The sequence below is a fragment of the Lamprobacter modestohalophilus genome, assembly GCF_016583905.1.
GTDB classification, from domain to species: Bacteria; Pseudomonadota; Gammaproteobacteria; order Chromatiales; family Chromatiaceae; genus Lamprobacter; species Lamprobacter modestohalophilus.
In genome coordinates this window covers 1-20,785 of sequence record NZ_NRRY01000035.1, presented here as the reverse complement: position 1 = coordinate 20,785, position 20,785 = coordinate 1, and the positions used below count along the sequence as shown (strand labels likewise).

Genomic DNA, 20,785 nt, shown 5'->3' with positions numbered 1-20,785 from the left:
GCCTCCTAGTTTTCTGGCGTCAGCCGACCGCCTCGGGCCTGCTCGACGCTGAGGTAGGGGGTCGCCTTGGCTGAGCGCAGCAGGTCGGTGTAATAGGCCAGCTGCTCGTGGGCCGAGCCGTATTGGGCACTGACCACTTCGACCTCGGTGCGCAGCTCGGTCCGCGCCTCCGCGATCTGCTCGCGCAGCAACCGGGCATAGGCGTTGTCGGTCATCGTCGTCGAGACGCTGACCGCGCGCGCCATGTCATGCAGCATCAGCTGAACGAGTTCCAAGGCGATCACCGGCGCCGCCTGCTCGGCAAACAGCACCGCGGTGCCCTCGTCGGTCCTGGCCAGATTGGCCACGGCCCCACCCAATCCATTCGGCGCCTGCTGCATGAAGGCGCGCTCATCGGCAGAGAAGTCATCGGTGCCGAGGCGGAACTTGGCGATCAGGCCGGGACGACTGGCATCGCCGATCAGCAGGTTCCGCACCCGGCTGATCATGCCCTCCAGGCTGAGCGTCTGGATGGTCGGCGCCAAACAACCATCGGCATCGCGGCTGGGTGCGCAGCGGTAGATGCGCACGTCCGAACTGTCGGTGGTGCCGTGCAGCAGATCGCGCAGGGTCAGGACCGCTGGCAATGGTGTGATGCGGTTGTTGCTGCCCCGCCCATCCGGGCTCGGCTCCAATGGGCCGACGATGACACTGCCAGTGACTGACATCAGCGCCTCGAGCAGGGCATCATCGCCGCTACCGAACCAGCCAGCGACGCCTTCGGTCTTCAGTGCGCGCCAGACCAGGTTGCCCTGCAACACGGTACGGGCGTACTCAGGATCAGCCCGCTGGACCTGGGCGATGGGGTCCTCACCCGTCACGCTGGACCAGCTCTCGAAGACATCGCCCAGTCCTCGGACCAGCGAGGCCTCGGAATGCTTGATCTTGTGCTGGGTATCGAAGGCATCGACCACATCGTTGACCACGCCTTGGCCCAACTGACAGGAGTTGGCGAACAGACTGTTCAGGGCCTGGATCTTCTTCTGCAGTGAGTCCATGACCTGGCCGCAGTTCTGGCACATCGAGTCCAGGGCCAGCTTGAAGGCGTAGGTCGCCGCATTCGAGGCAATGGAGCGAAACAGCTGTGTCAGCTGATCACGGGAGATGAACGAGAAGCTGCCGGCGAACAGATCGATGCCACCACAGCCGGCCTCGAAGCTCGGCGGCACGACGTTGACCAGGTTGGTGTTCATCAGTCGGTTGCGGGCGACCACCGAGCCACCGGAGAGCACCCCACGGCGCTGGCCCAGATGGGCGGTCGGATCGGTGACGTTGACCAGGCTGTTGAATAGCGTATCCAACTCGTCGGCGAGGTCAGCCTTGGCCGGGATCGGGATGCTCAGGATCAGGCTGGTGAGCAACGAGGAGACGAGAAGCGGGGCTGAACGCATCAGGGGGTTCCAGAAGTCGGAGTCAGAGGCGGAAGCGATGGCAGGACGGCGCGCGAGCGCAAGCGCTCGAGCAGCTGATCGGGGTCGTCGCCAGCAAGATCGGAAGTCGGTAGCGGCGTGCCGTCGAGACGCAGGTCGGTCACCCGCGCGCGAGTGCGTTCACGCCAGTGTTCAGGAATCCAACCGGCCTCGGTGGCGGCATTGACCAGGCGTTCCTGCAGCTCAGCGAGCGAGAGCACGCCTTGGGCGATCGGGACCACGCCAGCGGGGGGCCGGGCCAGGAACAGCGCCGGTGTTGAGACGACGCCGAGGGTCTTGGCTTGACCGGCATCGGTAGCGAAGGTTGGGAAGAAGCCTCCTGGCAGTGGACGTCCATCCAGTGCAATCGCCCGCACCGCCAGCTCATAGCGCGTTGTCAACAGGTCGAGCAGCGGCGCCTGGGCTTCGCAGTAGGGACAGTCGGCGCGGTAGAAGAACCAGAGCCCGGCCTGCTCGGCGATCAGCTTGAGCGCCGCGTCTCGAGCAGCACCGGCCTCGCGGTTGGCCAGGTTGGCGGCAAAGGTGGCGAGTGGTCGCCGCGTGGTCTCATCGAGCAGCGGATCGGCCCAGACTGCGCGTTGGGTGGCTTCGGCGAAGCGCTCGGCTTTATCGAGCACCAGGCGCTGCAGATAGAGATACAGGGCGACGTTGGTCGGCGAGGGATCGTCGATGGCCTGGTCGCGGTAGCGCTCGAGGTTCTCGCGCAGCCAGGCGGCGGAGAGGGGTGCCGGGCCGCTGGTGGCACTGGGTGCTGGATCAGCTGTTGGTGATGGCTGGGCCAGCGGTGGCGCTGGCTCAGGGGTCGGCGCCGGCTCTGGTTCCGGTTCCGGCTCAGGGATCTCAGGCTCAGGCGGCTCATCGGCATACCAGAACCAGCCTTCGGCACTGCGCTCATAGAAGCGCGCGACCTCAAAGGCTGAGGCCGGCGGCGAGGACGCAACAAGCCCGATGGCGAGCCCAAGCGCCAAGGCCAGGGTCAATCCTGCCCCAACCCGGGAGAGGTCCCCCAGGACTGGGCGCGATGCGCAATGGAAGCGGAATTCGATCATGTCTCCATGATCCGATCCAACCAGGATTTCGGCGACAGCGAAAGGGTGGCGTTTTCACCCCTCTTTCCTGACCCGCCCCCGCACAAGCCCAAATGATGCCGTTTTTCCGCATCTTTCCCTGCTGCGCCGACAGAGCGCGGCCCAGAGAATGGCTCTGCGGCTCAGGCATCCGCGCACCTGAGCGATAACTTGGAGCGCAAGCGCTCTGGCTGCCATCGACCATGCCTGCAACGCAGCAGGATGCGACCCGCGGATGGATTTTCGGTCCGTGGCTGCTTCAGCCACGACCTGACGAGACCGACGACGCCATGAGTCTCGCCCCTCAGGGGTCTGCAAACGCGTCCACTGAGTCGCCCGTCGCCACCGAGGTGACGGTCACCCATCCACCGCGCGAGGCCGCGCCTCGACACGCCGGCGCGGCCTCCCAGCTTCCAGGAGAGCCCCGATGCCCGCGCATCCCTCCCCATCCCGCGCACGCCATCCACTAATGCGCTTCCAACGCCGCCTCATCCGGCGGCTGAAGGTGCTGTTCTGGCAACTGCGCGATCGTCTGCAGCCACCCGCCATCGAGCCCTGGCCAGACGAGGACCAGGCCTACGCCGAGTACGAGGCGCCGAGCCATGAGCGTCGGCGCCGACGCGAGCAGGCCTGATCAACCCCACCCGGCAGGCGGCAAGACCGTCGACCTGCCTCTCATCAACAGGAGCGCGACCCATGCTTAACAAAGTCCAATTGATCGGTCACCTTGGCCGTGATCCCGAACAACGCCAGACCAAGGATGGCAACGCCGTCACCACGCTGTCGCTGGCCACCAGCGAGCGCTGGAAAGACCAGGCCGGCCAGCGCCAGGAGCGCACCGAATGGCATCGCATCGTGCTGTTCAACCGCAGCGCGGAGGTCGCCGGCCAGTACCTGACCAAGGGCTCGCGGGTGTATCTCGAAGGTCGTCTGCAGACCCGCCAATGGCAGGATCAGGCTGGCCAGGAGCGCACCACCACCGAGATCATCGCCGAGCGGATGACGATGCTCGGTAACAAAGGAGCGAAGGACGCCGGGTCTTCCCCGAACGGCGCAGCACCCTTCGACGATGAGCTGCCGTTCTGAACGCCGCTCAGCATCGGTCTGGGCGCGCTGCGAGCTGAGGGCGATGGCCCGTGCCCTGCGCAAGCGTGCGCGGATGATGCGCCGCTGCAGTCTGCGCAGTCTGGATACCCATCGGCGCCATGCCGAGCGCCTGGAGCAGCGTGCGCAGCGCCTTGAGCGTCTGACCCGCTGAGCCAACACCGCTACCCTACTCACCCACGCCGGGCATCGGTCCCCTGCGGGGCCGGTCCCGGCCTGTCGCATCCTGGAGGACCCTGATGCCATCGACGCAAACACCGCTCGCAAAGGCGGATCAGCCGCGCATCCCGATGCCGGCGCTCGATCCCGCCTTGAACCTCAGCCCCAGCACCTGGAAGGTGCTGACCGAGTCGATCTTCCCCTCGGCCAAGACCGCTGAAGGGATTCTGCTCGCCGTGCACTACTGCGCGGCGCGCAACCTGGACATCATGAAACGCCCGGTGCACGTCGTGCCGATGTACTCCAAGGCGCAGGGCCGGGAGATCGAGACGGTCTGGCCCGGCATCGCCGAGCTGCAGACCACGGCAGCGCGCACCGGCCAGTGGGCCGGCATCGATCCGCCGCGCTTCGGCCCCTTGTGCGAGCGCACCTTCAGCGCCCGCATCAAACGCAACGGCACCTGGCAGGATCTGGAGAGCAGCGTCACCTTCCCCGAGTGGTGTGAGGTGACCGTCTATCGCATCGTCGCCGGTCAGCGTTGTGCCTTCACCGAACCGGTGTTCTGGCTTGAGACCTATGCCCGCTATGGCGGTGCCTACTCCGAGCTGCCGGCCGATATGTGGCTGAAGCGCCCGCGCGGACAGCTGATGAAATGCGCCAAGGCCGCCTCACTGCGCGCGGCCTTTCCCGAAGAGGCGACCTATACCGCCGAGGAGATGGAGGGCAAGGTGATCGAGAGCGATACGCCCTTGTCGATGGCGGGTGCTGCGCAGGAGATCGGGTCGACCTCTCAGGCGTCTCAATCGAGGCCAACGGAGGTGAAGACCAATGACACCGCCACCGCGGCGTCCGAGACGTCCGCGCATGCCTCACCAACGCCAGAGACGGTCGCTGTTGCGGAGACGCTGGCCAGCGATGTCGAGCCCGACGCAACGATGAAACAGCGCATCGACAAGGTCATTGCGCGCGCAGCCGAGAACGCCGCCTGGACCCAGGCCGAGCAGTACCTGCGCGATCGCTGCAGTGGCTCCGATCTGGCCTATGCCCTGCAGGTACTGGCTGTGGCCCAGACCCAGCCGCAACCGCAGACCGACAGGCTGTCCCAAGCCGACGCCGACCAACGCCAGGCCGCCTGAACCGGCCTGCTGTCATTCCCCTGCCGGGAGCACCTCCCGGTCGGGATCGGTGCGCCCGGCTCACCGAGGACCCCCGATGAAGATCATCGATATCGCCCAACGCACACCCGCCTGGCAGCAGTGGCGCGGCCAGGGCATCACCGCCTCCGAAGCGGCGATCATTCTCGATCGCTCACCCTACAAGACGCGCTGGCGGCTCTGGGCCGAGCGCACCGGACTCGCCCGTGCGGCGGATCTGTCACGCAACCCGCAGGTGCAGCGCGGCAACCAACTCGAGGATGCCGCCCGCCAGTGGTTCGAGCACGCCTATGACACCCTGCTGATGCCCTTGTGCGCAGAAGCCGAGGCGGAGCCGATCCTGCGTGCGTCCTTCGATGGCATCAACGATGCCGGCGAGCCGGTGGAGCTGAAGGTACCGAGCGCGAAGACCTATCGTGCCGTTTGCGCGCAGGGACGTGAAGCCGAGGCCTATCGGCTGTATCTACCGCAGGTGCAGCATCAGCTCTATGTCGCTGGCGCTGAGAAAGGCTACCTGGTGTTCCATCAGGATGCGCAGACCAATACCGTCTTCGAGATCGCCCGCGATGCGGATCTGATCGAGACCCTGGTCGAACAGGCGCTGGCCTTTTGGGAGCTGATCCAGCAACGCCAGGAGCCGGCCAAGGACCCAGTGCGGGATCTCTACCTGCCGCCGCCTGAGCAAGCGGAGGACTGGAACGCGCTCGCTGGTCGTTATCGTGACGCCTGGCGTGAAGCCCAAGTGCATGAAGCCGAGGTCAAACGCTGCAAAACCGAGCTGGATCAGCTGCAGACCGATCTGGTGGCGATGATGGGCGAGGCCCTGATCGCCGAATCGGCCGGACTGCGCATCACTCGCTTCTGTGCCAACGGCAGCGTCGATTACCCGGCGCTGGTGAAGGCCCTGTTGCCGCCGCTGCCGAGCGAGACGCTGGAGCAGTTCCGACGCAAGTCGAGTGAGCGGGTGCGCGTCACGGTTCAGGAGGACTCGGCCAAGGCGGCGATCGACTTCGATGCCGAGGCGGTTGCGCAAGCGGCGAAACAGGCCGTGGCGAAGGACTTCTACTTCTGAGTCGCGACCGCTGACACCCGCCCTTTGAGATCGCTTCGCGCTGGCTGTCCCATCGGCCAGTGCAAGGCCCTTCAAACCCCAGACCGTCCTGCCCGCGGGCAGGCGGTCTGCCCCAGGATCTGGCAGCCGTTCAGTTCCTGCGGCAGACCGCTGTGCTTTGCCGTGCGCTTGTCGGAGCGCCTCACAAGTCCCGACCGATTCAGCCGGCTGCCCTCTGGCAGCCTTGATCCACCCCGAGGGGAGCCTAACTCCCTGCCGGGGACGTCGGTCTCTCCTCACCCAGGAGAGAGAACCCCATGTCCACCACCCAACGCTTCGATGTCGCCACCACCTTTGCGATCCAGGCCCCGCGCGGACTGGAGATCGACGGCTTCGCCGATGAAGACCATCCGCAGATCCCTACGCGGCAGCCCTATGTGTTTCGTCAGGGTCTGAACGCGGTGCTCGCCTTTCTGCGGGCGCCGGAGGGCGATGCGCTGTTGCTGAGCGGCCCGACCGGCTGCGGCAAGACCTCGCTGATCCGTCAGGTCGCCGCCCGGCTCAACTGGCCGGTGCAGGAGGTGACCTGTCATGGGCGCATGGAGTTGAGCGATCTGCTCGGCAGCTTCCAGCTGAGCAACGCCAGTACGCGGTTCGTCTACGGTCCGCTGGCGCTGGCCGCGCGCGAGGGTCATCTGCTGATCCTCAACGAGCTCGATCTGATGGACCCGTCCGAACTGGCCGGACTCAACGATATCGTCGAAGGGGCACCGCTGGTCATCGCTCAGAATGGTGGTGAGCTGATCCGCCCGCATCGGCTGTTTCGCGTCATCGCCACCGGCAACAGTGTCGGCGCCGGTGATCAGACCGGGCTCTATCAGGGCGTGCTGCGCCAGAACCTGGCGTTCCTGGACCGGTTTCGCGTGCTACGGGTGAGCTATCCGGAGCCCGAGGTCGAGCAATCGCTGCTCGCTGAGCTGGTTCCGTCCTTACCAAGAGAGATCGCTGAAAAGCTGGTCGTCGTTGCCAATGAGGTGCGACGGCTGTTCATGGGCGAGAGCCTCGATCCCGTGACCAGCAACCCGAGCGATCGTGCCGGGCAAAGTGAGCTGACCCTGACGCTGTCGACCCGCGCCCTGGTGCGCTGGGCGCGACTGACGGTGACCTTCAAGGGGGCACCGAATCCGCTGGCCTATGCGCTGGATCAGGCCCTGACTGCCCGTGCGGTGGCTGAGGAGCGTGAAGCGATCCACCGCATCGCCGCCGATGTGCTCGGCGGACTCTGGAGCGGGGCGCAATGAGCGACCCGGACCCGACACCCTGGCAGCTGTTTCGCTATCGACATGCGCACGGGGGTTCGAAGGACTGGGCCTATCGGCGCCGCGCGGACGGCGACCTCGATGTCTGCTGGGGGCGCACCGATCAGGTGAGCCAGCAGCGCCGTTATCCAGCCACTGAGGGACTGTCGATCCTGCGGCGAGCTGCTGAGAAGCAGTCCAAGGGTTATGTGCTGCTGGGCCGTGCGGTGCTGAAGGATCAGCGCCTTGAGCTGTTCTCGACGCCCTTGTCCGAGTCTTCGGCGCCAACGCCCGAGCCGTCCCCGCCTCCCCCACAAGCCTTGCCAACCGCACAGGCCGTCGATCTGTCGCGGATTGCGGTTGGTGAGGACGACTTTTGGTTCTGAGCGCCGTCCTCTTTCCATCATTGCCGCGCGGTCGTCCTCGTGACGCCGCGCGAGGAGCAGACCTATGAATACAACGTCCATCCCGGCGCCCGCACCTGAGGTGCTGCGCCTGACCGATCAGACGACCCTGTTTCTGATCGACTACCACATCTGGTCCGGGCGCAAGAAGCTGCGCCCGGAAGACCTGCGCATGGGCCAGGATCGGCCGCCCGATGAGCTGATCTCCCTGGGCAGCAAGAAGGTCTGCGACCCGCAGGCGCTGCGGGTCTTTCACCGCAAACGCCGTCAGGTCGAGCGCGAATTGCTGGCTGTCGGCACGCGTTTTCTGGGCGGCTATCTGGTGCCGAACAGCCATGCCGCAGCCGTGTTGGTCGAGGCCAACCGGCTGACCGGCGAGGCGCGTGCGGCCGCCGAGGCCTTTCTGGCCGATTATGACCGCCATATCGATGCCTGGTGTGCGGCCTATCCGCGCTGGGAGCCGGCCATCCTCAAGGCCATCGATCCGGTCGAGGTGGTGCGTGCGCAGCTGCGCTTTCGGGTGCAGGCGTTGCGCATCGAGACCTCCTTGGCGGTGGCGGAGGATACCCTGGCTGAAGACCTCGAGGCGGTGGGCGAGACCATCTTCTCGGAGGTTGAGCGCATGGCTCGGCATCTGGAACAGTCGTTCCTGGGCAAGGATGAGTTGTCACAGCGCGTGCTCGGCACCTTCCGCCGGATCGCTGACAAGCTCGATGCGTTGAGCTTTGCCGATTATCGCATCGATCCGGTGGTGCGCTCGCTGCGTGCCTGGCTGGCACGTCTGCCGGCGACCGGATCGATCACCGGCGGGCTGTTCCTGGAAGGCTGGGCGTTGATGCGGCTGGTTGGCGATGCCGAGGCGATGGCGCGCCATGGGGCGGGTCTGCTCGCCTTGGCGGAGTTGATGCCACGGGATGCGATAGGCCAAGCCTTGGCCGGTCGCTCTGATGACACTGTCGATGCCGATGAGACGGCTGGCAGTGCCGATGCCGATGCCGATGCCGATGCCGACAGTGATGCCGTTTCAGGGATGGATGCGCAGACGGATTCAGACGCATTCGCACCCGTGAGCAACGACACGCAGACCAAGCCTGCCGAGGCATCATCGACGCGCGCGGAGCCAATCGCAGACTTCGATGCGTTGTTCAATGACGATCCTGTCGACGGCCAGGACGCGTCCCAGGAGATCGAGTCGACGAACGCGTCCCCGGCGCTGGTCCCATCGACGACACCCGAACCCATCAGCGCTCAGGACTTCTGGTTCTGAGCTTCCACTCAGGCCGTCACTGGCTCCGATTGGAGCCTTGACGACCGTCGTCCATCACCCCTGCGGGGCAGCCGGCCCCAAGGGGCCGGCTGTCCCCGATTGAATCGTTTCGGAGACACCTGATGATCACACCCACCACCACCCTCCACCGGGCCATGCCGATCGTCGCGGCGGCGCTGGGACGCAAGTTCGGCGTCGCTGTCCGCGTCGGCGGCCATGAGGCACTGACCGATGGCCAAACTATCGTCGTGCCGGCCCTGCCCAGCGATTCGGCGTTGTTGCCGGTCGCTTGGGGCTATCTGGCGCATGAGGCGGGGCATCTGCGCTATACCGACTTCGCCGTCTATCGGCGTGCGGCTCAGGACGGCGATGCCCTGAGTGGGCAGATCCTGAATATCCTCGAGGATGTGCGCATCGAGCGCGCGCTGGCTGGCCCTTATCCCGGCACCCGTGAGACCCTGCAGGCGGTCTGTGCGCATCTGCTGGACGCCGGTGCGATGACAGCGCCGCCCTTGGATGCGCATCCGGCGCGGATCCTGAGCAGCTATCTGCTGCTCTCGCTGCGCCATCGCGTGCTGGGTTATGCGCTGCTGGCTGCGGAAGCGCAGCGTGCCGAGTCCCGCTTGCGGGCGGTCTTTCCGGCCCGCACCGTGCATCGACTGCAGGGGCTGCTGACGGAGGTGGCACAGTTGCAGAGTACCGAGGCGGTGGCTGAGTTGACAGGACGCGTGCGGGCTCTGCTGGAGGCAGAGAACGAGAGCGCACAGGCTTTGCAAGAGGCCTCTCAGTCACCCGAAGCGACCCAGCCGGAACAGGCTTCGCCGGAAGCAGCGCAGGATGACCCGCATCAAGGCGATGGCGCAGCGGGAGCCTGCACTCAGCCGTCTTCAGGAGCCGGAACCGATGGCGCTGACGATCGCGCAAGCGATCCGATCGGCACCGCCGATCAGGGCCAGCGACCCGAGCCCGCAGAGGACGATGATGCCGACCCACCCGGCGCGAGTACGGATGCTGAAGACAGTGCGTCCATGGACTCGGATTCGAATTCGGACTCGGACTCGGACTCGGACTCGGACTCGGACTCGGATTCGGATTCGGATTCGAGCATCGATCGAGCCTCAGCTGCAAAGCAAGCGAAACCCGACGATGCATCCGTCACGCCCGAAGCCACGGCTGCGCAACTTAGCGCACTGACCCAAGCGCTGCAGGCCACCGATGCGGACCTGCCGGCTGATCCGTTCGAGATCCTCCGTGGTCTGCTCGCGGCGGCGGGCAGCGGCCAGAGTCGCTGTGTCCTGCCCCACGGTGAGCGCTTCTTGGGCGATGCCCAGGCCGGTTTTGAGCGCCTGGCACAGGTCCAGCAGACCTCCCGAGCGCTGATGGCCCGGCTGCATGGACTGGTGCAGGCCTCGCGCCTGGATCGGTCACAGGCCCATCGCCATGGCCCACGGTTGCTGTCGAAACGGCTCTACCGTTCGGCGATCGGCGATCCCCGGATCTTCGCCCGCAAACGCGAGCGGATCGCGGTGGAGACGGCGCTGCATCTGCTGATCGATCTGTCCGGATCGATGATGGCCAGCGTGCGTTGCGATGCCGACGGCTCCGTGAAACGACGCCTCGACATCGCTTTGGAGTCGGCGCTGGCCCTCGCGCTAGCACTCGACCAGCTCAACGGGGTGTCGGTGGCCGTTTCGGCATTTCCCGGCCAGGATGGCGAGGCGCAGACGGCGACCGTCATGGTTCGCCATGGCGAGCGCCCTCGCGCGCGTGCCGGCGCCTTTGTGCAGGAGGCTCGCGGGACCACACCGATGGCCGGTGCGCTCTGGTTCGCCGCCGCCGATCTACTCGCCCGACCAGAGTCGCGGCGCATCGTCCTGGTGCTGACCGATGGCAAACCGGATGCGCATGATGACACGCGGGATATTCTGCGCCTGTGCGAGGCCAGTGGACTGGAAACGGTCGGTATTGGCATCGGCGTCGATGTCTCGGCGCTGTTTCCGATCGCACTTCGCGTCCAGGCGGTGACGGAGCTCAAGCAGGCCCTGTTCGGGGTCGCTGAGCAGCTGTTGATCGCTGCTTGAATCGTTTGACCTGACTTGACCCGACCCGATCGGCGATCCCGTGGAGTTGCTCTGCGGGGTCGCCGGTCGCTTGTTCCGGCGTCGCCCCCCGGACAGTGCCGGTGCAGGTGCTCGACCATCTCCATGGCGCGGTCGCGGTCATCAATGGCAATGACAAAGGCGGCTGCGTGCTTGATGTCCGGCGCCGGCAACCAAGAGCCGATGAGCCGTGCCCTTGGAGCTGTAAGCGAAACCATACTCCAAGACCAGATCCTGCCATTCCGATGACCTCATGGGCCAGCAGTCGTCCCTGCTCGCGCTCGGTGTCGATCTGAAAGCTCGGATACTCGGCGTAGAGATCGACCAGGGTCACGCCCTCGACGCCGGCGGTAGCCTAGATCAAGGCGCGGTTGACCTCCGAGCGGTCGAGGCAAGGGGGAGCGAACAGGACGAGGATGCGCCGGGGTCGCCTCATGGTTGCGTTCGCGTTTGGATCGGTTGATGAACGGGGCATCCAGTCGGCCTTGGCTGATTGATTGATGGCGGTAGCAGCGCAGGGTGCGCGCTGCGGTTCCGATCAGTGACGATCCAGAACGATCCGGTAGCGCGCCTTGCCGGCGCGCAGATGCTCCATGGCGTCGTTGACTTGCTCCATTCTGAAGTGCTCTGTGACGGGAGCAATCTGGTGCCGTGCTGCAAACTCGAGCATACGGCGAATGGCAAGCGGACTGCCCACCGGCGAACTGCTCACCGAGAGCTGCCCCATCAGCATCGGAAACTGAGACAGCTCGAGCGGTTCCACCTGCACACCGAGCAGGTGCAGCCGCCCACGCGGCTTCAGGGTCGCGAGATAGGCACTCCAGTCCAACGGCACATTGACCGTCGACAGTAACAGGTCGAAACGCCGCGCCGCGCCGGCAATGGCATTCGGATCGCGGGAGTTGAGGGTGTCATGGGCGCCCATCGCCAGTGCCTGCTGGGTCTTGGATTCGCTGGAGGTGAAGGCGGTCACCTCGCAGCCCCAAGCGCGTGCGAACTGGAGCGCCAGATGGCCAAGCCCACCGATGCCGATGATGCCGACGCGGCCCGTCGGCGGCAGACCGAACTGCATCATCGGGTTGAACACAGTGATGCCGCCGCACAGCAGCGGCCCGGCTTCGCCCGCATCGATGCCCGCTGGCAATTTGAACACGCTGGCGGCGCGCGCACGGACGCGGTCGGCGAAGCCACCATGCCGGCCGACGATGGTCTGCTCCGCCTTGGAGCACATGTTGTGGTGCCCGCCTAGACACTCGTCGCAGGTCATGCAGTAGCCCGCATGCCAGCCCAGTCCAACGCGGTCGCCGACCTGGACATGGGTCACCATCTCGCCCACCGCGCTGACCCGGCCGCTGACCTCGTGCCCAGGCACGAAGGGGTAGGCGGAGATCCCCCAGGCATTCTCAAGCATGCTCAGATCACTGTGGCAGATGCCGCAGGAGTCGACGCTGATGTCAACGTCCTCGGGACCGATTGGCCCCAACTGGTATTCGAACGGCTCCAGCGAACCATTGGGGGCGGTGGCAGCATAGGCGTGGACGGTGGTCATTGGCATGTCCTCTGGGGGGCTGGATTGGAGCCTTCGGCTCGTGGGAGTGCGGGATTGGAGATCCCTTCGTCCCTGATCTGCAAAATCTTCGACAAAACGGCAAAGACTTGAAAGTGCATTTCGAACCAGGCTGGGTTGTACACCATATTCGCGGATGACCAGGGCGGTGACGATGACGCGCCGGCCGAGCGTGGTGAAGCGATCATTGTAGCTGTGGGCGACCTGCTTGATCAGGCCATGAGTGCGCAGGCGCTTGATCAGATCGGAGCTGCGCCCCGGTGTGAGACCGGGAATGTGCTGGCGCAAATCGCCGGCGCGCACACCGAAGATGGCCCACTCGCCGCGAGCGAGCGTCAGGAACAGACGGTAGTCAGGGTCGAGGAACAGGTCGAAGCTACGATAGGAGCGGCCCTTGACCTTGGTCGGTGCGGTCATTTTGGCCAGTGCCTTCTGCCCGGCGTCGGGATTGTCGAGACACGCCATGAAGGCGAGGTAGCGCTCGTTGGCGGCGTGCATCAGTTGGCGCAGGTCGCCGAGGCTGTCGATCGATTTGAGCAGTGGAGCGAGCTTGAACAAAGGCTCGCCGTTGCGCTGTTCCACATGACGGCGGTGCTTGAAGAAGGAGAACAGTCTTCGCAGCAACAAGCCGTTCCTTGCGCTCCCGCCTGGTGATCGTCGCCTCCCGTTGGTCACCCAAGGCAGTCCGCAAACCCTCCTCACATCGGCTGTGCTCAAGGCAGGACAGGCCCGTCACAAATCCTCCGCACCGCGCTGATCTTTCCGCCTATCGCTGACCGCAACCGTTGCGGCAAGCTAGTGAAGCCCGCTGCAACGGACCACCGCATCCAGGCGATCCGGTAACCCGCTCCGGGGCTCCTTCTCCAGCGCACACGAGACCAAACCCGCGTGCAGTGGACAGGGGGCCGTTTCCTCAGGTGATCGGCGTTGTGCTGATCACCGCCTTTGGCGACCGAAGACGCACTGAGTCGCCACCCCACGCTGGGGGTTTCAATCGCGTCCCTGCAACCTCGCTGCCCATCGGCAGCGCTATCCACCCCATGGGGAGAGATCCTCCCCAGCGGAGCTGTCTCCCCGCGTTTGATGAGGAGACATCCCATGCGTCTGAATGCCGATCTCTGGAACAGCCTCGATACCTTCCTGGACACCGCCAGCGACGCGGAACTGGCCCGGGCCAAGACCACCGTCTTCAACCTGCTTGCCAGCGCCAGCGATCGCGACACCCGCAGCCTGGTGAAGTCGGTCTACCGACTGATCATCGATGAAGCACGCACCCGCGCGTTGCTCGCCCAGCGCGCTCAGCGCTCGATCTCCAGGCCAGCCTTGGCCTGAGCGATTTCCCCTCGGCAGTGGTCGTGCGCCTTTCTGGGCGCATGGCACTGCTCGAGGCGGCCGTCTTCCCCATGAGACCCTGCTGACTGGAGTGTTCTGAGATGTCGCTTTCATCCATTGTTTTCACGGGGCCTCAGCGCAGACGCCTTGAGGCCGCCGAGATACAGGCTTCCGTGCAACGCACGGGTTGGCTGTTCGTCCTTTCGGCGCTGGCGGGTGATCGGCTGGGACCGGCGCTTAAGCGTCCCGGACGACATGGTCCCTGCCCGGTGCATAACGGTCGTCATGGCGATGGCTTTCGTCTGTTCGCCGATGTTGATACGACCGGGGGTGGCATTTGTGCGACCTGCGGCGCCTTTTCAGATGGACTGGCGTTGCTGCAGTGGCTATTCGGCTGGTCGTTCCCGGAGGTCTTAAGGCAGATCGCAGCGGTGCTTGGATACCTGCCGGATGCGGTGCCGGCCCGCGCGGTCAGGATGCCACCTGGACATCGTCTCACCGTCAGAGACACCACCGATGCGGATGCACAGCGTGCCCGATCCCAGCTGCATCGTGTCTGGTCCGAGGCGCTGTCGCCAGATCATCCCGAGGCCGAACCGCTGCGACGCTATCTGGCGTGGCGCGGTTTGGAGAGCGTCGCACTGGATGCGCGGGTCGTCCGGTTGCATCCGGCACTGGCCTATTGGCACGGGGATGCCGAGGGGCATCAACGCTGTCTCGGGCGCTTTCCGGCCCTGCTCGCACGGGTCTGTGCCGCCGATGGCCGGGCACTGACGCTGCATCGCACCTATCTGCGCGCCGATGGCCAAGGCAAGGCCGAGGTGCCCTGCCCCCGAAAGCTGATGCCCGCTGCGGCATCAGGCGCGTTGGCCGGCGGTGCGATCCGCCTGGCGGCACCAGACCGGATGCTCGGTATCGCCGAAGGGCTCGAGACGGCACTGGCCGCCGCCGCGCTGAGTGGCATGCCGGTCTGGTCCTGTGTGTCGGCAACGCTGCTCGAGCGTTTTCAGCCACCAGCTGGCATTGAGCAGCTGACGGTTTGGGCCGATCGCGACCGGTCCGGCGCGGGTCTGCGCGCGGCTGAGAGGCTGCGTATCCGGCTGTCCGGCAGCATCGTTGTGCGACTGGCCCTGCCACCCGGACCGATTCCTGACGGGGCCAAGAGTCTCGATTGGGCGGATGTCTGGCGGCAACGCCAGGACCGATCCCTATCTCGCGCCGCCTGAGGCGGTGCTGCGCGCTGCGGCTTGCGCCTTTCGCGCTGCGCTGTAGGCGCTTCTTCATGTCAACCCACGCATCGTGCTGCGCTTTTCCGAGCAGTTGGCGCGATGCCTTCTCTTTACCATCGGAGCCGATCTGATGAACGCATCCACGTCCACGTCCATTCGGCGCGAGCCTCGCTCGCCTGCTTCCCAACAGACCGCGGCCGATGACCGCTTCGCCCCACTGACCGCGACCGATCTGAGCGCTCCTGAGCGCGACAGCGTCATCGCACTGGCCCTGCAGGTGCTGGAGCCCTCGGCGGCCTATGTCACCCTGACCGACCCGGAGGTCAGTCTGCGCTATTTCCGCCTAGCGCTTGCGCGCGAACCGCGTGAGTGTTTTGTCTGCGCCTTCCTTGATTCACGCCACCGCATCATCGAGATCCGCGATCTGTTCCAGGGCACCCTCGACGGCTGCAATGTGTATCCGCGCGTGGTGGCGCAGATGGCCTTATCGCTGAATGCCGCCGCCTGTCTGATCGCGCATAACCATCCCAGCGGTGACCCAACCCCGAGCGGTGCGGATATCGCCATCACCAAGCGTCTGCGTGAGTGTCTTGAGCTGTTCGATATCCGCCTGCTCGATCACCTGGTGGTGGGGCGCGAGGGTGGCTGCTCGATGGCACAGCGAGGGTTGCTCTGAGATGGCCCAAATCATCGTGGTGTCTGAGTCCCTCGAGCGCCTGCAGGGGTTCCTGATCGGCATCGAGTGGACCAATGACAGTGCCCTTTCCCTGATCAGGGTGGACGCGCAGCAGCGCACCGCACTGTTGTGCGATCAGGATGCCGATGAAGACCGCCATTGGCGGCTGGGTCCCTGTGGACTCGAGGCCATGGTGGACGAGCGCGGCCTCTGAGACACCCTTGAACCGGCTGACGGCACCTGCGTGGTGCCATCAGCCCTGAGCGTTTGTGCACAGGCCATCCCGGCGTTGTCGGGGTGGCCTGTTGTTGTGTCAGTCTCGACGCTCTAGTGAACTGGCCAGCGATAGCGGGCTTTCAGGGCCAGCACACGGGCACAGGCGGCGTTGATCCGCGAGAGACGCAGCCGCCCGTCCACGATCGCCTGGCGCAGGATGGCCAGCGTCTTCGGCACCCGATCCGGGTCGTAGGGACGGTGGTTGGCGATGAGCAGGAGATCGACACCGGCGTTGAGGGCGCCGATCAGGGCCTCGCTGGGGCTGTTGTGTTGGGCGATGGCGTCCATCTGCAGATCGTCGCTGATCACCACACCGCGAAAGCCGAGCCGCTGGCGCAGCAGGCCGGTGAGGGTCGGCCAGGAGAGCGTGGCCGGATGCCGGGGGTCGATGCGCGCGTTGCGGATGTGGGCGGTCATGATCAGATCGCGATAGCCGGCCTGGATCAGTTGGGCATAGGGGATGAGTTCTTGGGCTGACCAGCTGTGGGTGACATCGACGACCTCGGTATGCGAATCGGCCCAAGCGCTGCCATGGCCCGGGAAGTGCTTCAGCGTACTGATGATGCCTCGGCGTTGCTGCGCCCTGACCACGGCAGCCGCATGGCGCACGACCTGGTGCGGATCGGCCGAGAAGCTGCGTTCGAGACGACCGATGATCGGGTTGTCGGGGTGGCTGTTGAGATCAACGACGGGGGCGAAGTTGAGGTTCAGGCCGTTGTCCGCCAGCGTCTGGGCGATGGCGTCAGCCGCGCGTTCGGTCTGTACCGGATCATCGCGTTGGCCGAGCGATTGGGCGGAGACGGTGTTTGGAAAGCCGTCACGCGGCTTCAGGCGGGAGATGCGCCCACCTTCCTGATCGACACCGATGAGCAGCGGTGTTGGACTGAGTGCCGAGAGGGGTCGGGTCAGGGCGCGCAGTTGCTGCGGCGAGCGGATGTTGCGGCCATCGCGATCGAACAGCACGACTCCACCAAGGCGATGCACCAGGAGATCGCGCACGATGGGATCGTCAGCACGGAGGTCGGCACCGCGAAACCCGACCATGAGCAGTTGCGCCAGGCGCTGCTCGAGCGGCCAGTGCCACCAGGGCAGGTCTTGCGCCTGTAGGGATCGCCAAGGGGCGATGGCGGTGAGTCCAAGCGCGGCTTGGAGGAACTGTCGGCGCGGGTGCATGGAGGAAGCCTGACAGAGGGTGCCGATGCTTGCCTGGGCTGCGGGTCATCTATCGCGGAGCGTTTGGGCCTGCTCCGGTGGCCGTGGCTAGGTTCGAATCCAGGCTCGGATGCTCGTTGCGCTTAGCCTGCGCGGCGGCGGTGGCTGGGCCAGTTCAAGGACACTTGGCGTGTTCCCGCCTCGTGGAGCCGCTCGATGATCCGTGGGCCGAGCGTCTGTTCCAGCCTCGACGCCGGTAGATCGCCGATCAGGATGGTCGCGCGTTGCTGCGCGTAACGGGCATCGAGCACCTCGAACAGCAGTCCAGAGCGCGTCTCGTCCTGAGCATCGACCACATCATCAAGCACCAGCAGGTCTGGCGCGCTGAGCTGTGCGAAGGCCTCGGTCTCGGAGCCCTGGGATCGCGATGAGCGGGCGTCACGCAGACTGCGCAGTGCGCTGGGCAGCGAGACATACCAGCCGCGCTGTCCGGCACGCACCAGGGTCGCGAGGATGGCGCAAGCCAGGTGGGTCTTGCCGGTGCCTGGGCCGCCGAGGAGCAGCAGCGTTTCGCCGGGTCGTTGTCCAGCACTGAGGGCGCAGGCAAAGTCTTGGCAGATCGATCGCGCCAGCACCTGCTCGGCGCTGTCGGCCTGATAGTCGGCGAAGCCTTTGCCGCGAAAGCGCTCAGGGATGCCGCTCGCAGCCAGGTGTCGCTGCCATTGACGCTCGAGGGCCTGGCGCCGCGTGGCCAGGAGGCTGCGCACTTCCTGCCGACCCCGCTCGGCGAGGTCTTCGGCGGACAGCAGGGGGAGCCCCAGGCGTGATCCGGCCCGTGATCCCACAGGCCGAACGCCATTCGGCTGCGCTGAATCGCGCGAGATCGGAAGGTGTTTGTCCATGGGCTGACCTCTGCGGCTGGGCGTGGGCAATGGCGGTCACGGGCTGGCGATCCGTGCTCGGCACAAGGTTTTCATTCCATTCGCGCGGCAGGGTTGAGCACATTCATTGCGCCGGACTCATCAACCGCCAGCCATTCACGACAGCAAGCACTATAACCGGGTTTTCATCGGTTGCCTAGTCGATGAATGGCAAAGGTCATCGCAACGCGAATGGCGATGCAACCGATGCATCGACGGCCACCGAGCGAATCGATGAGGCCATGCTCGTCGCGCGCGAATCCCATCAACGTCAACAACAACAGAAACTAAGAAAGATAAAGACGTTGTTGTTGTAGACGTTGTAGAAGCGCGCGACGCTGAATCCACCTCACCGGCCTCAAGCGGCCTGTTTTCGCTCCGCATTGAGCGGTCAAGCCGAGGCGCATGATCAAGGCGATTTCACATCTCCAGTCAATCACTTAGATGAAAACATCGTCATGACCAATAGGAATAATGAGCGCGAATCAGACTTGTCAATACAGGATTTCACTTAGGAACTCAGTTCCCTAGTTCAGCCACCATCTAGGGAACTCAGTTCCCTACTTCAGCCCAATCTAGGGAACTCAGTTCCCTACTCCAGCCGCCATCTAGGGAACTCAGTTCCCTAGTTCAGCCCAATCTAGGGAACTCAGTTCCCTACTTCAGCCGCCATCTAGGGAACTCAGTTCCCTAGTTCAGCCCAATCTAGGGAACTCAGTTCCCTACTTCAGCCGCCATCTAGGGAACTCAGTTCCCTACTCCAGCCGTCATCTAGGGAACTCAGTTCCCTACTTCAGCCGCCATCTAGGGAACTCAGTTCCCTACTTCAGCCCAATCTAGGGAACTCAGTTCCCTACTTCAGCTGCCATCTAGGGAACTCAGTTCCCTACTTCAGCCGCTATCTAGGGAACTCAGTTCCCTACTTCAGCCGCTATCTAGGGAACTCAGTTCCCTACTCAGCACCATTCATCAGCCGTTCTTGATGACAAGATTCGACCTGGGACAAGTGAGGCGTTGCCGGTCACCAGCGCGTTTCAGCGCGGTGCTCGTCTGCCCGAGAGGCGCGGCTTCATCTCAACCGCGATCGCCTGCGCAGACGCTGATCCGTTCTCCAAGGATCGGTCAGTCAGCGGGCTGTTCCGGGTGTTGAGTGCGATCGTCCGCGCCGTTCAAGCGCCGGCTCGCGTGTCCGACCAGACTCAAAGCCGCCTTGCTCTTAAGCAGTCAAACGACGGGCGCCAGGGCGCTCGAGCCAGCGATCAGAACAGCGCGTTGTCTCACCTGATCGAGCGTCTCTCAGCCGATGCTCAGTGGGGTAACCAACAGGTTCAGGTCGATCTGAGATCGCACGCCTGCGACGGCTGGCGTCCTCGTGATCCCCTTTCGAGCGCACGAGTTCAGACTCCAAGTGCGACTGCACCCTCTGGTTTCGTGCACTGTGCTCGGTATGGCAGCGAGGAACGGCATCGGCCGGAGCCTGTAAACCGGCGGGTTGAGACGGCCTGTCGGCGAGCCTCAGTCGCCCGTCGCGGGCCGATAGGGTTCTTCGCGTGGCAGGTGACTGACCAACAGCTTGAGGTAGAACACGGGCAAGAACCAGTCGAGGCCCGGCGGTGTAGGAAGCAGCCATAGGCCAACCACCAAACCGCCAAGGTAGAGGATCAAGGTCGTGGGGCGTTGCAGATAAACCGGCACCATCAGGATCAGGGCTGCGGCGGCGAGCAGATAACCGCCTGCGATCGCAGCCCAGGTCCAGTCGTTGTCCAGGTAGAGCCAGGCCACGAGGAGCAGATGCAACAGGTGCGCGGCCGTGAAGCCGACGTGCTGAGCAAACCCCTGACCGTTGCGGTGGTACCAGCGCTTTGCACTCGAGGTCGCATTGGTGACCACGCCGCCGACCAGATCGAAGGCCAGCACCATGCAGAGCAGGTAGTGCACCCAGGACCAGCTTTGACCCATCGTCGCAGCATAGAGCGGGGCCGCTATGGCTGCGACCGACGGGACCAGGATCTGAAGCAGGCGTTCAGCGCGGGTGGCCCCGGGGCCGATGAACCTGTCAAGCGCGCCCGCGAGCCCAGCGCGCGGCTGCGGATAGGTCCAGTCGATGGGGGGATGATCTTGGAACACGGTGACGTCTCTCCTCGAGTCTGACTTGAGCTGACCAGGCGCGATGCCGGGCAGGATGCAGGGACGGAATCCGAGTGCCGCTGCGCGTCCAGCGAGATCTATCTTGAGCATCACAGGGCTATCGAGGATCGGTCAAGGGACCCTGGAAGGATTGCTGTGTTCACGCTCGTCCGAGGATGATTCGCATCGGAGAGCTCCGGGCGCAAGCACTGTCGATAGGACAGAAGCCCGGCCCGCATGGAAAATCGTTGTCTCCAGGCGGCCCCGCCCAGGGACATCAGCGTCGATCGAAGCCCTTCAACAGTAATGGAATGGTCCGCCCCGCTCCTCCAACACACCCCGAGCGGGCACAATAAGCGATGATGAGAACCCATCGTCAACCAAGGTAGCGGAGCAGACCAATGACAGAGACTCACAAAGACCGGGCCATCACG

General features: G+C 64.8%; 20 protein-coding genes. 14 read left to right on the top strand and 6 right to left on the bottom strand.

The annotated features are described in order from the left end of the window. Positions 1-5: 5 nt before the first annotated feature. The gene (locus tag CKO42_RS17740; protein ID WP_200246928.1) at positions 6-1,430 is read right to left on the bottom strand and encodes a conjugal transfer protein TraH; all 1,425 of its coding nucleotides are present in this window, start codon (positions 1,428-1,430) and stop codon (positions 6-8) included. Beyond that, positions 1,430-2,518: a conjugal transfer protein TraF gene (locus CKO42_RS17735; protein ID WP_200246924.1), complete on the bottom strand. Its 1,089-nt coding sequence runs from the start codon at positions 2,516-2,518 to the stop codon at positions 1,430-1,432. Before CKO42_RS17735 ends, CKO42_RS17740 begins: the two co-directional genes overlap by 1 nt. A gap of 445 nt (positions 2,519-2,963) precedes the next feature. Here CKO42_RS17735 and CKO42_RS17730 point away from each other — a divergent pair, with 445 nt between their 5' ends. From CKO42_RS17730 to CKO42_RS17690, 9 genes are all read left to right on the top strand, one after another. Further along, complete coding sequence (locus CKO42_RS17730) at positions 2,964-3,170, top strand: hypothetical protein (protein ID WP_200246922.1); 207 nt, start codon at positions 2,964-2,966, stop codon at positions 3,168-3,170. Positions 3,171-3,232: 62 nt separating this feature from the next. Beyond that, a complete protein-coding gene (locus tag CKO42_RS17725) occupies positions 3,233-3,622 on the top strand; it encodes a single-stranded DNA-binding protein (protein ID WP_200246920.1) in 390 nt (129 codons plus the stop codon). Next, positions 3,606-3,794: a hypothetical protein gene (locus tag CKO42_RS17720; RefSeq protein WP_200247019.1), complete on the top strand. Its 189-nt coding sequence runs from the start codon at positions 3,606-3,608 to the stop codon at positions 3,792-3,794. Before CKO42_RS17725 ends, CKO42_RS17720 begins: the two co-directional genes overlap by 17 nt. An 85-nt stretch (positions 3,795-3,879) precedes the next feature. Further along, a complete protein-coding gene (locus CKO42_RS17715; RefSeq protein WP_200246919.1) occupies positions 3,880-4,935 on the top strand; it encodes a recombinase RecT in 1,056 nt (351 codons plus the stop codon). 76 nt (positions 4,936-5,011) lie between these two features. Further along, positions 5,012-6,025 carry a YqaJ viral recombinase family nuclease gene (locus CKO42_RS17710; protein WP_200246917.1) on the top strand — a complete coding sequence of 338 codons (1,014 nt, stop codon included), beginning with the start codon at positions 5,012-5,014 and terminating at the stop codon, positions 6,023-6,025. 296 nt (positions 6,026-6,321) lie between these two features. Next, positions 6,322-7,305 carry an AAA family ATPase gene (locus CKO42_RS17705; protein ID WP_200246915.1) on the top strand — a complete coding sequence of 328 codons (984 nt, stop codon included), beginning with the start codon at positions 6,322-6,324 and terminating at the stop codon, positions 7,303-7,305. After that, positions 7,302-7,688: a hypothetical protein gene (locus tag CKO42_RS17700; protein ID WP_200246913.1), complete on the top strand. Its 387-nt coding sequence runs from the start codon at positions 7,302-7,304 to the stop codon at positions 7,686-7,688. Before CKO42_RS17705 ends, CKO42_RS17700 begins: the two co-directional genes overlap by 4 nt. A 64-nt stretch (positions 7,689-7,752) precedes the next feature. Further along, the gene (locus tag CKO42_RS17695) at positions 7,753-8,973 is read left to right on the top strand and encodes a DUF3150 domain-containing protein (RefSeq protein ID WP_242479491.1); all 1,221 of its coding nucleotides are present in this window, start codon (positions 7,753-7,755) and stop codon (positions 8,971-8,973) included. 122 nt (positions 8,974-9,095) lie between these two features. Beyond that, positions 9,096-11,054: a VWA domain-containing protein gene (locus CKO42_RS17690; protein ID WP_200246911.1), complete on the top strand. Its 1,959-nt coding sequence runs from the start codon at positions 9,096-9,098 to the stop codon at positions 11,052-11,054. Positions 11,055-11,610: 556 nt separating this feature from the next. Here the strand turns inward: CKO42_RS17690 and ahr are convergent. Beyond that, entirely contained in the window at positions 11,611-13,137 is a 1,527-nt protein-coding gene (gene ahr, locus CKO42_RS17685) for an NADPH-dependent aldehyde reductase Ahr (RefSeq protein WP_242479490.1), read from the bottom strand. Positions 13,138-13,140: 3 nt separating this feature from the next. Here ahr and CKO42_RS17680 point away from each other — a divergent pair, with 3 nt between their 5' ends. From CKO42_RS17680 to CKO42_RS17660, 5 genes are all read left to right on the top strand, one after another. Further along, a complete protein-coding gene (locus tag CKO42_RS17680; RefSeq protein ID WP_200246909.1) occupies positions 13,141-13,293 on the top strand; it encodes a hypothetical protein in 153 nt (50 codons plus the stop codon). Between the two features lie 444 nt (positions 13,294-13,737). Beyond that, on the top strand, positions 13,738-13,971 hold the full coding sequence (locus CKO42_RS17675; protein WP_200246906.1) for a hypothetical protein: 234 nt from the start codon (positions 13,738-13,740) through the stop codon (positions 13,969-13,971). 173 nt (positions 13,972-14,144) lie between these two features. Further along, positions 14,145-15,197 (top strand): DUF7146 domain-containing protein, encoded by a 1,053-nt coding sequence (locus CKO42_RS17670; protein ID WP_338034941.1) that lies wholly within the window; start codon positions 14,145-14,147, stop codon positions 15,195-15,197. A 133-nt stretch (positions 15,198-15,330) separates the two neighbouring features. After that, positions 15,331-15,876: a JAB domain-containing protein gene (locus CKO42_RS17665; protein WP_200246899.1), complete on the top strand. Its 546-nt coding sequence runs from the start codon at positions 15,331-15,333 to the stop codon at positions 15,874-15,876. Position 15,877: 1 nt separating this feature from the next. Then, on the top strand, positions 15,878-16,090 hold the full coding sequence (locus CKO42_RS17660; RefSeq protein WP_200246896.1) for a hypothetical protein: 213 nt from the start codon (positions 15,878-15,880) through the stop codon (positions 16,088-16,090). A gap of 113 nt (positions 16,091-16,203) precedes the next feature. Here CKO42_RS17660 and nagZ read toward each other — a convergent pair whose 3' ends face one another. The 3 genes from nagZ to CKO42_RS17645 all read right to left on the bottom strand — a co-directional run bounded on the left by nagZ (position 16,204) and on the right by CKO42_RS17645 (position 20,462). Then, complete coding sequence (nagZ, locus tag CKO42_RS17655; RefSeq protein WP_200246893.1) at positions 16,204-17,325, bottom strand: beta-N-acetylhexosaminidase; 1,122 nt, start codon at positions 17,323-17,325, stop codon at positions 16,204-16,206. A gap of 122 nt (positions 17,326-17,447) precedes the next feature. Further along, positions 17,448-18,206, bottom strand: a complete 759-nt coding sequence (locus tag CKO42_RS17650; RefSeq protein WP_242479489.1) for an ATP-binding protein — start codon at positions 18,204-18,206, stop codon at positions 17,448-17,450. Between the two features lie 1,533 nt (positions 18,207-19,739). After that, positions 19,740-20,462, bottom strand: coding sequence for a hypothetical protein (locus CKO42_RS17645; protein ID WP_200246889.1), 723 nt, complete (start codon positions 20,460-20,462; stop codon positions 19,740-19,742). Positions 20,463-20,785: the final 323 nt, after the last annotated feature.

Coding starts and splice junctions, on each gene's coding strand:
- nagZ (WP_200246893.1), bottom strand. CDS start 17,325: ATGCACCCGCGCCGACAGTTCCTCCAAGCCGCGCTTGGACTCACCGCC.
- CKO42_RS17660 (WP_200246896.1), top strand. CDS start 15,878: ATGGCCCAAATCATCGTGGTGTCTGAGTCCCTCGAGCGCCTGCAGGGG.
- CKO42_RS17725 (WP_200246920.1), top strand. CDS start 3,233: ATGCTTAACAAAGTCCAATTGATCGGTCACCTTGGCCGTGATCCCGAA.
- CKO42_RS17690 (WP_200246911.1), top strand. CDS start 9,096: ATGATCACACCCACCACCACCCTCCACCGGGCCATGCCGATCGTCGCG.
- CKO42_RS17645 (WP_200246889.1), bottom strand. CDS start 20,462: ATGCTCAAGATAGATCTCGCTGGACGCGCAGCGGCACTCGGATTCCGT.
- CKO42_RS17675 (WP_200246906.1), top strand. CDS start 13,738: ATGCGTCTGAATGCCGATCTCTGGAACAGCCTCGATACCTTCCTGGAC.
- CKO42_RS17695 (WP_242479491.1), top strand. CDS start 7,753: ATGAATACAACGTCCATCCCGGCGCCCGCACCTGAGGTGCTGCGCCTG.
- CKO42_RS17720 (WP_200247019.1), top strand. CDS start 3,606: ATGAGCTGCCGTTCTGAACGCCGCTCAGCATCGGTCTGGGCGCGCTGC.
- CKO42_RS17715 (WP_200246919.1), top strand. CDS start 3,880: ATGCCATCGACGCAAACACCGCTCGCAAAGGCGGATCAGCCGCGCATC.
- CKO42_RS17700 (WP_200246913.1), top strand. CDS start 7,302: ATGAGCGACCCGGACCCGACACCCTGGCAGCTGTTTCGCTATCGACAT.
- ahr (WP_242479490.1), bottom strand. CDS start 13,137: ATGCACGCCGCCAACGAGCGCTACCTCGCCTTCATGGCGTGTCTCGAC.
- CKO42_RS17740 (WP_200246928.1), bottom strand. CDS start 1,430: ATGCGTTCAGCCCCGCTTCTCGTCTCCTCGTTGCTCACCAGCCTGATC.
- CKO42_RS17665 (WP_200246899.1), top strand. CDS start 15,331: ATGAACGCATCCACGTCCACGTCCATTCGGCGCGAGCCTCGCTCGCCT.
- CKO42_RS17650 (WP_242479489.1), bottom strand. CDS start 18,206: ATGGACAAACACCTTCCGATCTCGCGCGATTCAGCGCAGCCGAATGGC.
- CKO42_RS17730 (WP_200246922.1), top strand. CDS start 2,964: ATGCCCGCGCATCCCTCCCCATCCCGCGCACGCCATCCACTAATGCGC.
- CKO42_RS17705 (WP_200246915.1), top strand. CDS start 6,322: ATGTCCACCACCCAACGCTTCGATGTCGCCACCACCTTTGCGATCCAG.
- CKO42_RS17735 (WP_200246924.1), bottom strand. CDS start 2,518: ATGATCGAATTCCGCTTCCATTGCGCATCGCGCCCAGTCCTGGGGGAC.
- CKO42_RS17710 (WP_200246917.1), top strand. CDS start 5,012: ATGAAGATCATCGATATCGCCCAACGCACACCCGCCTGGCAGCAGTGG.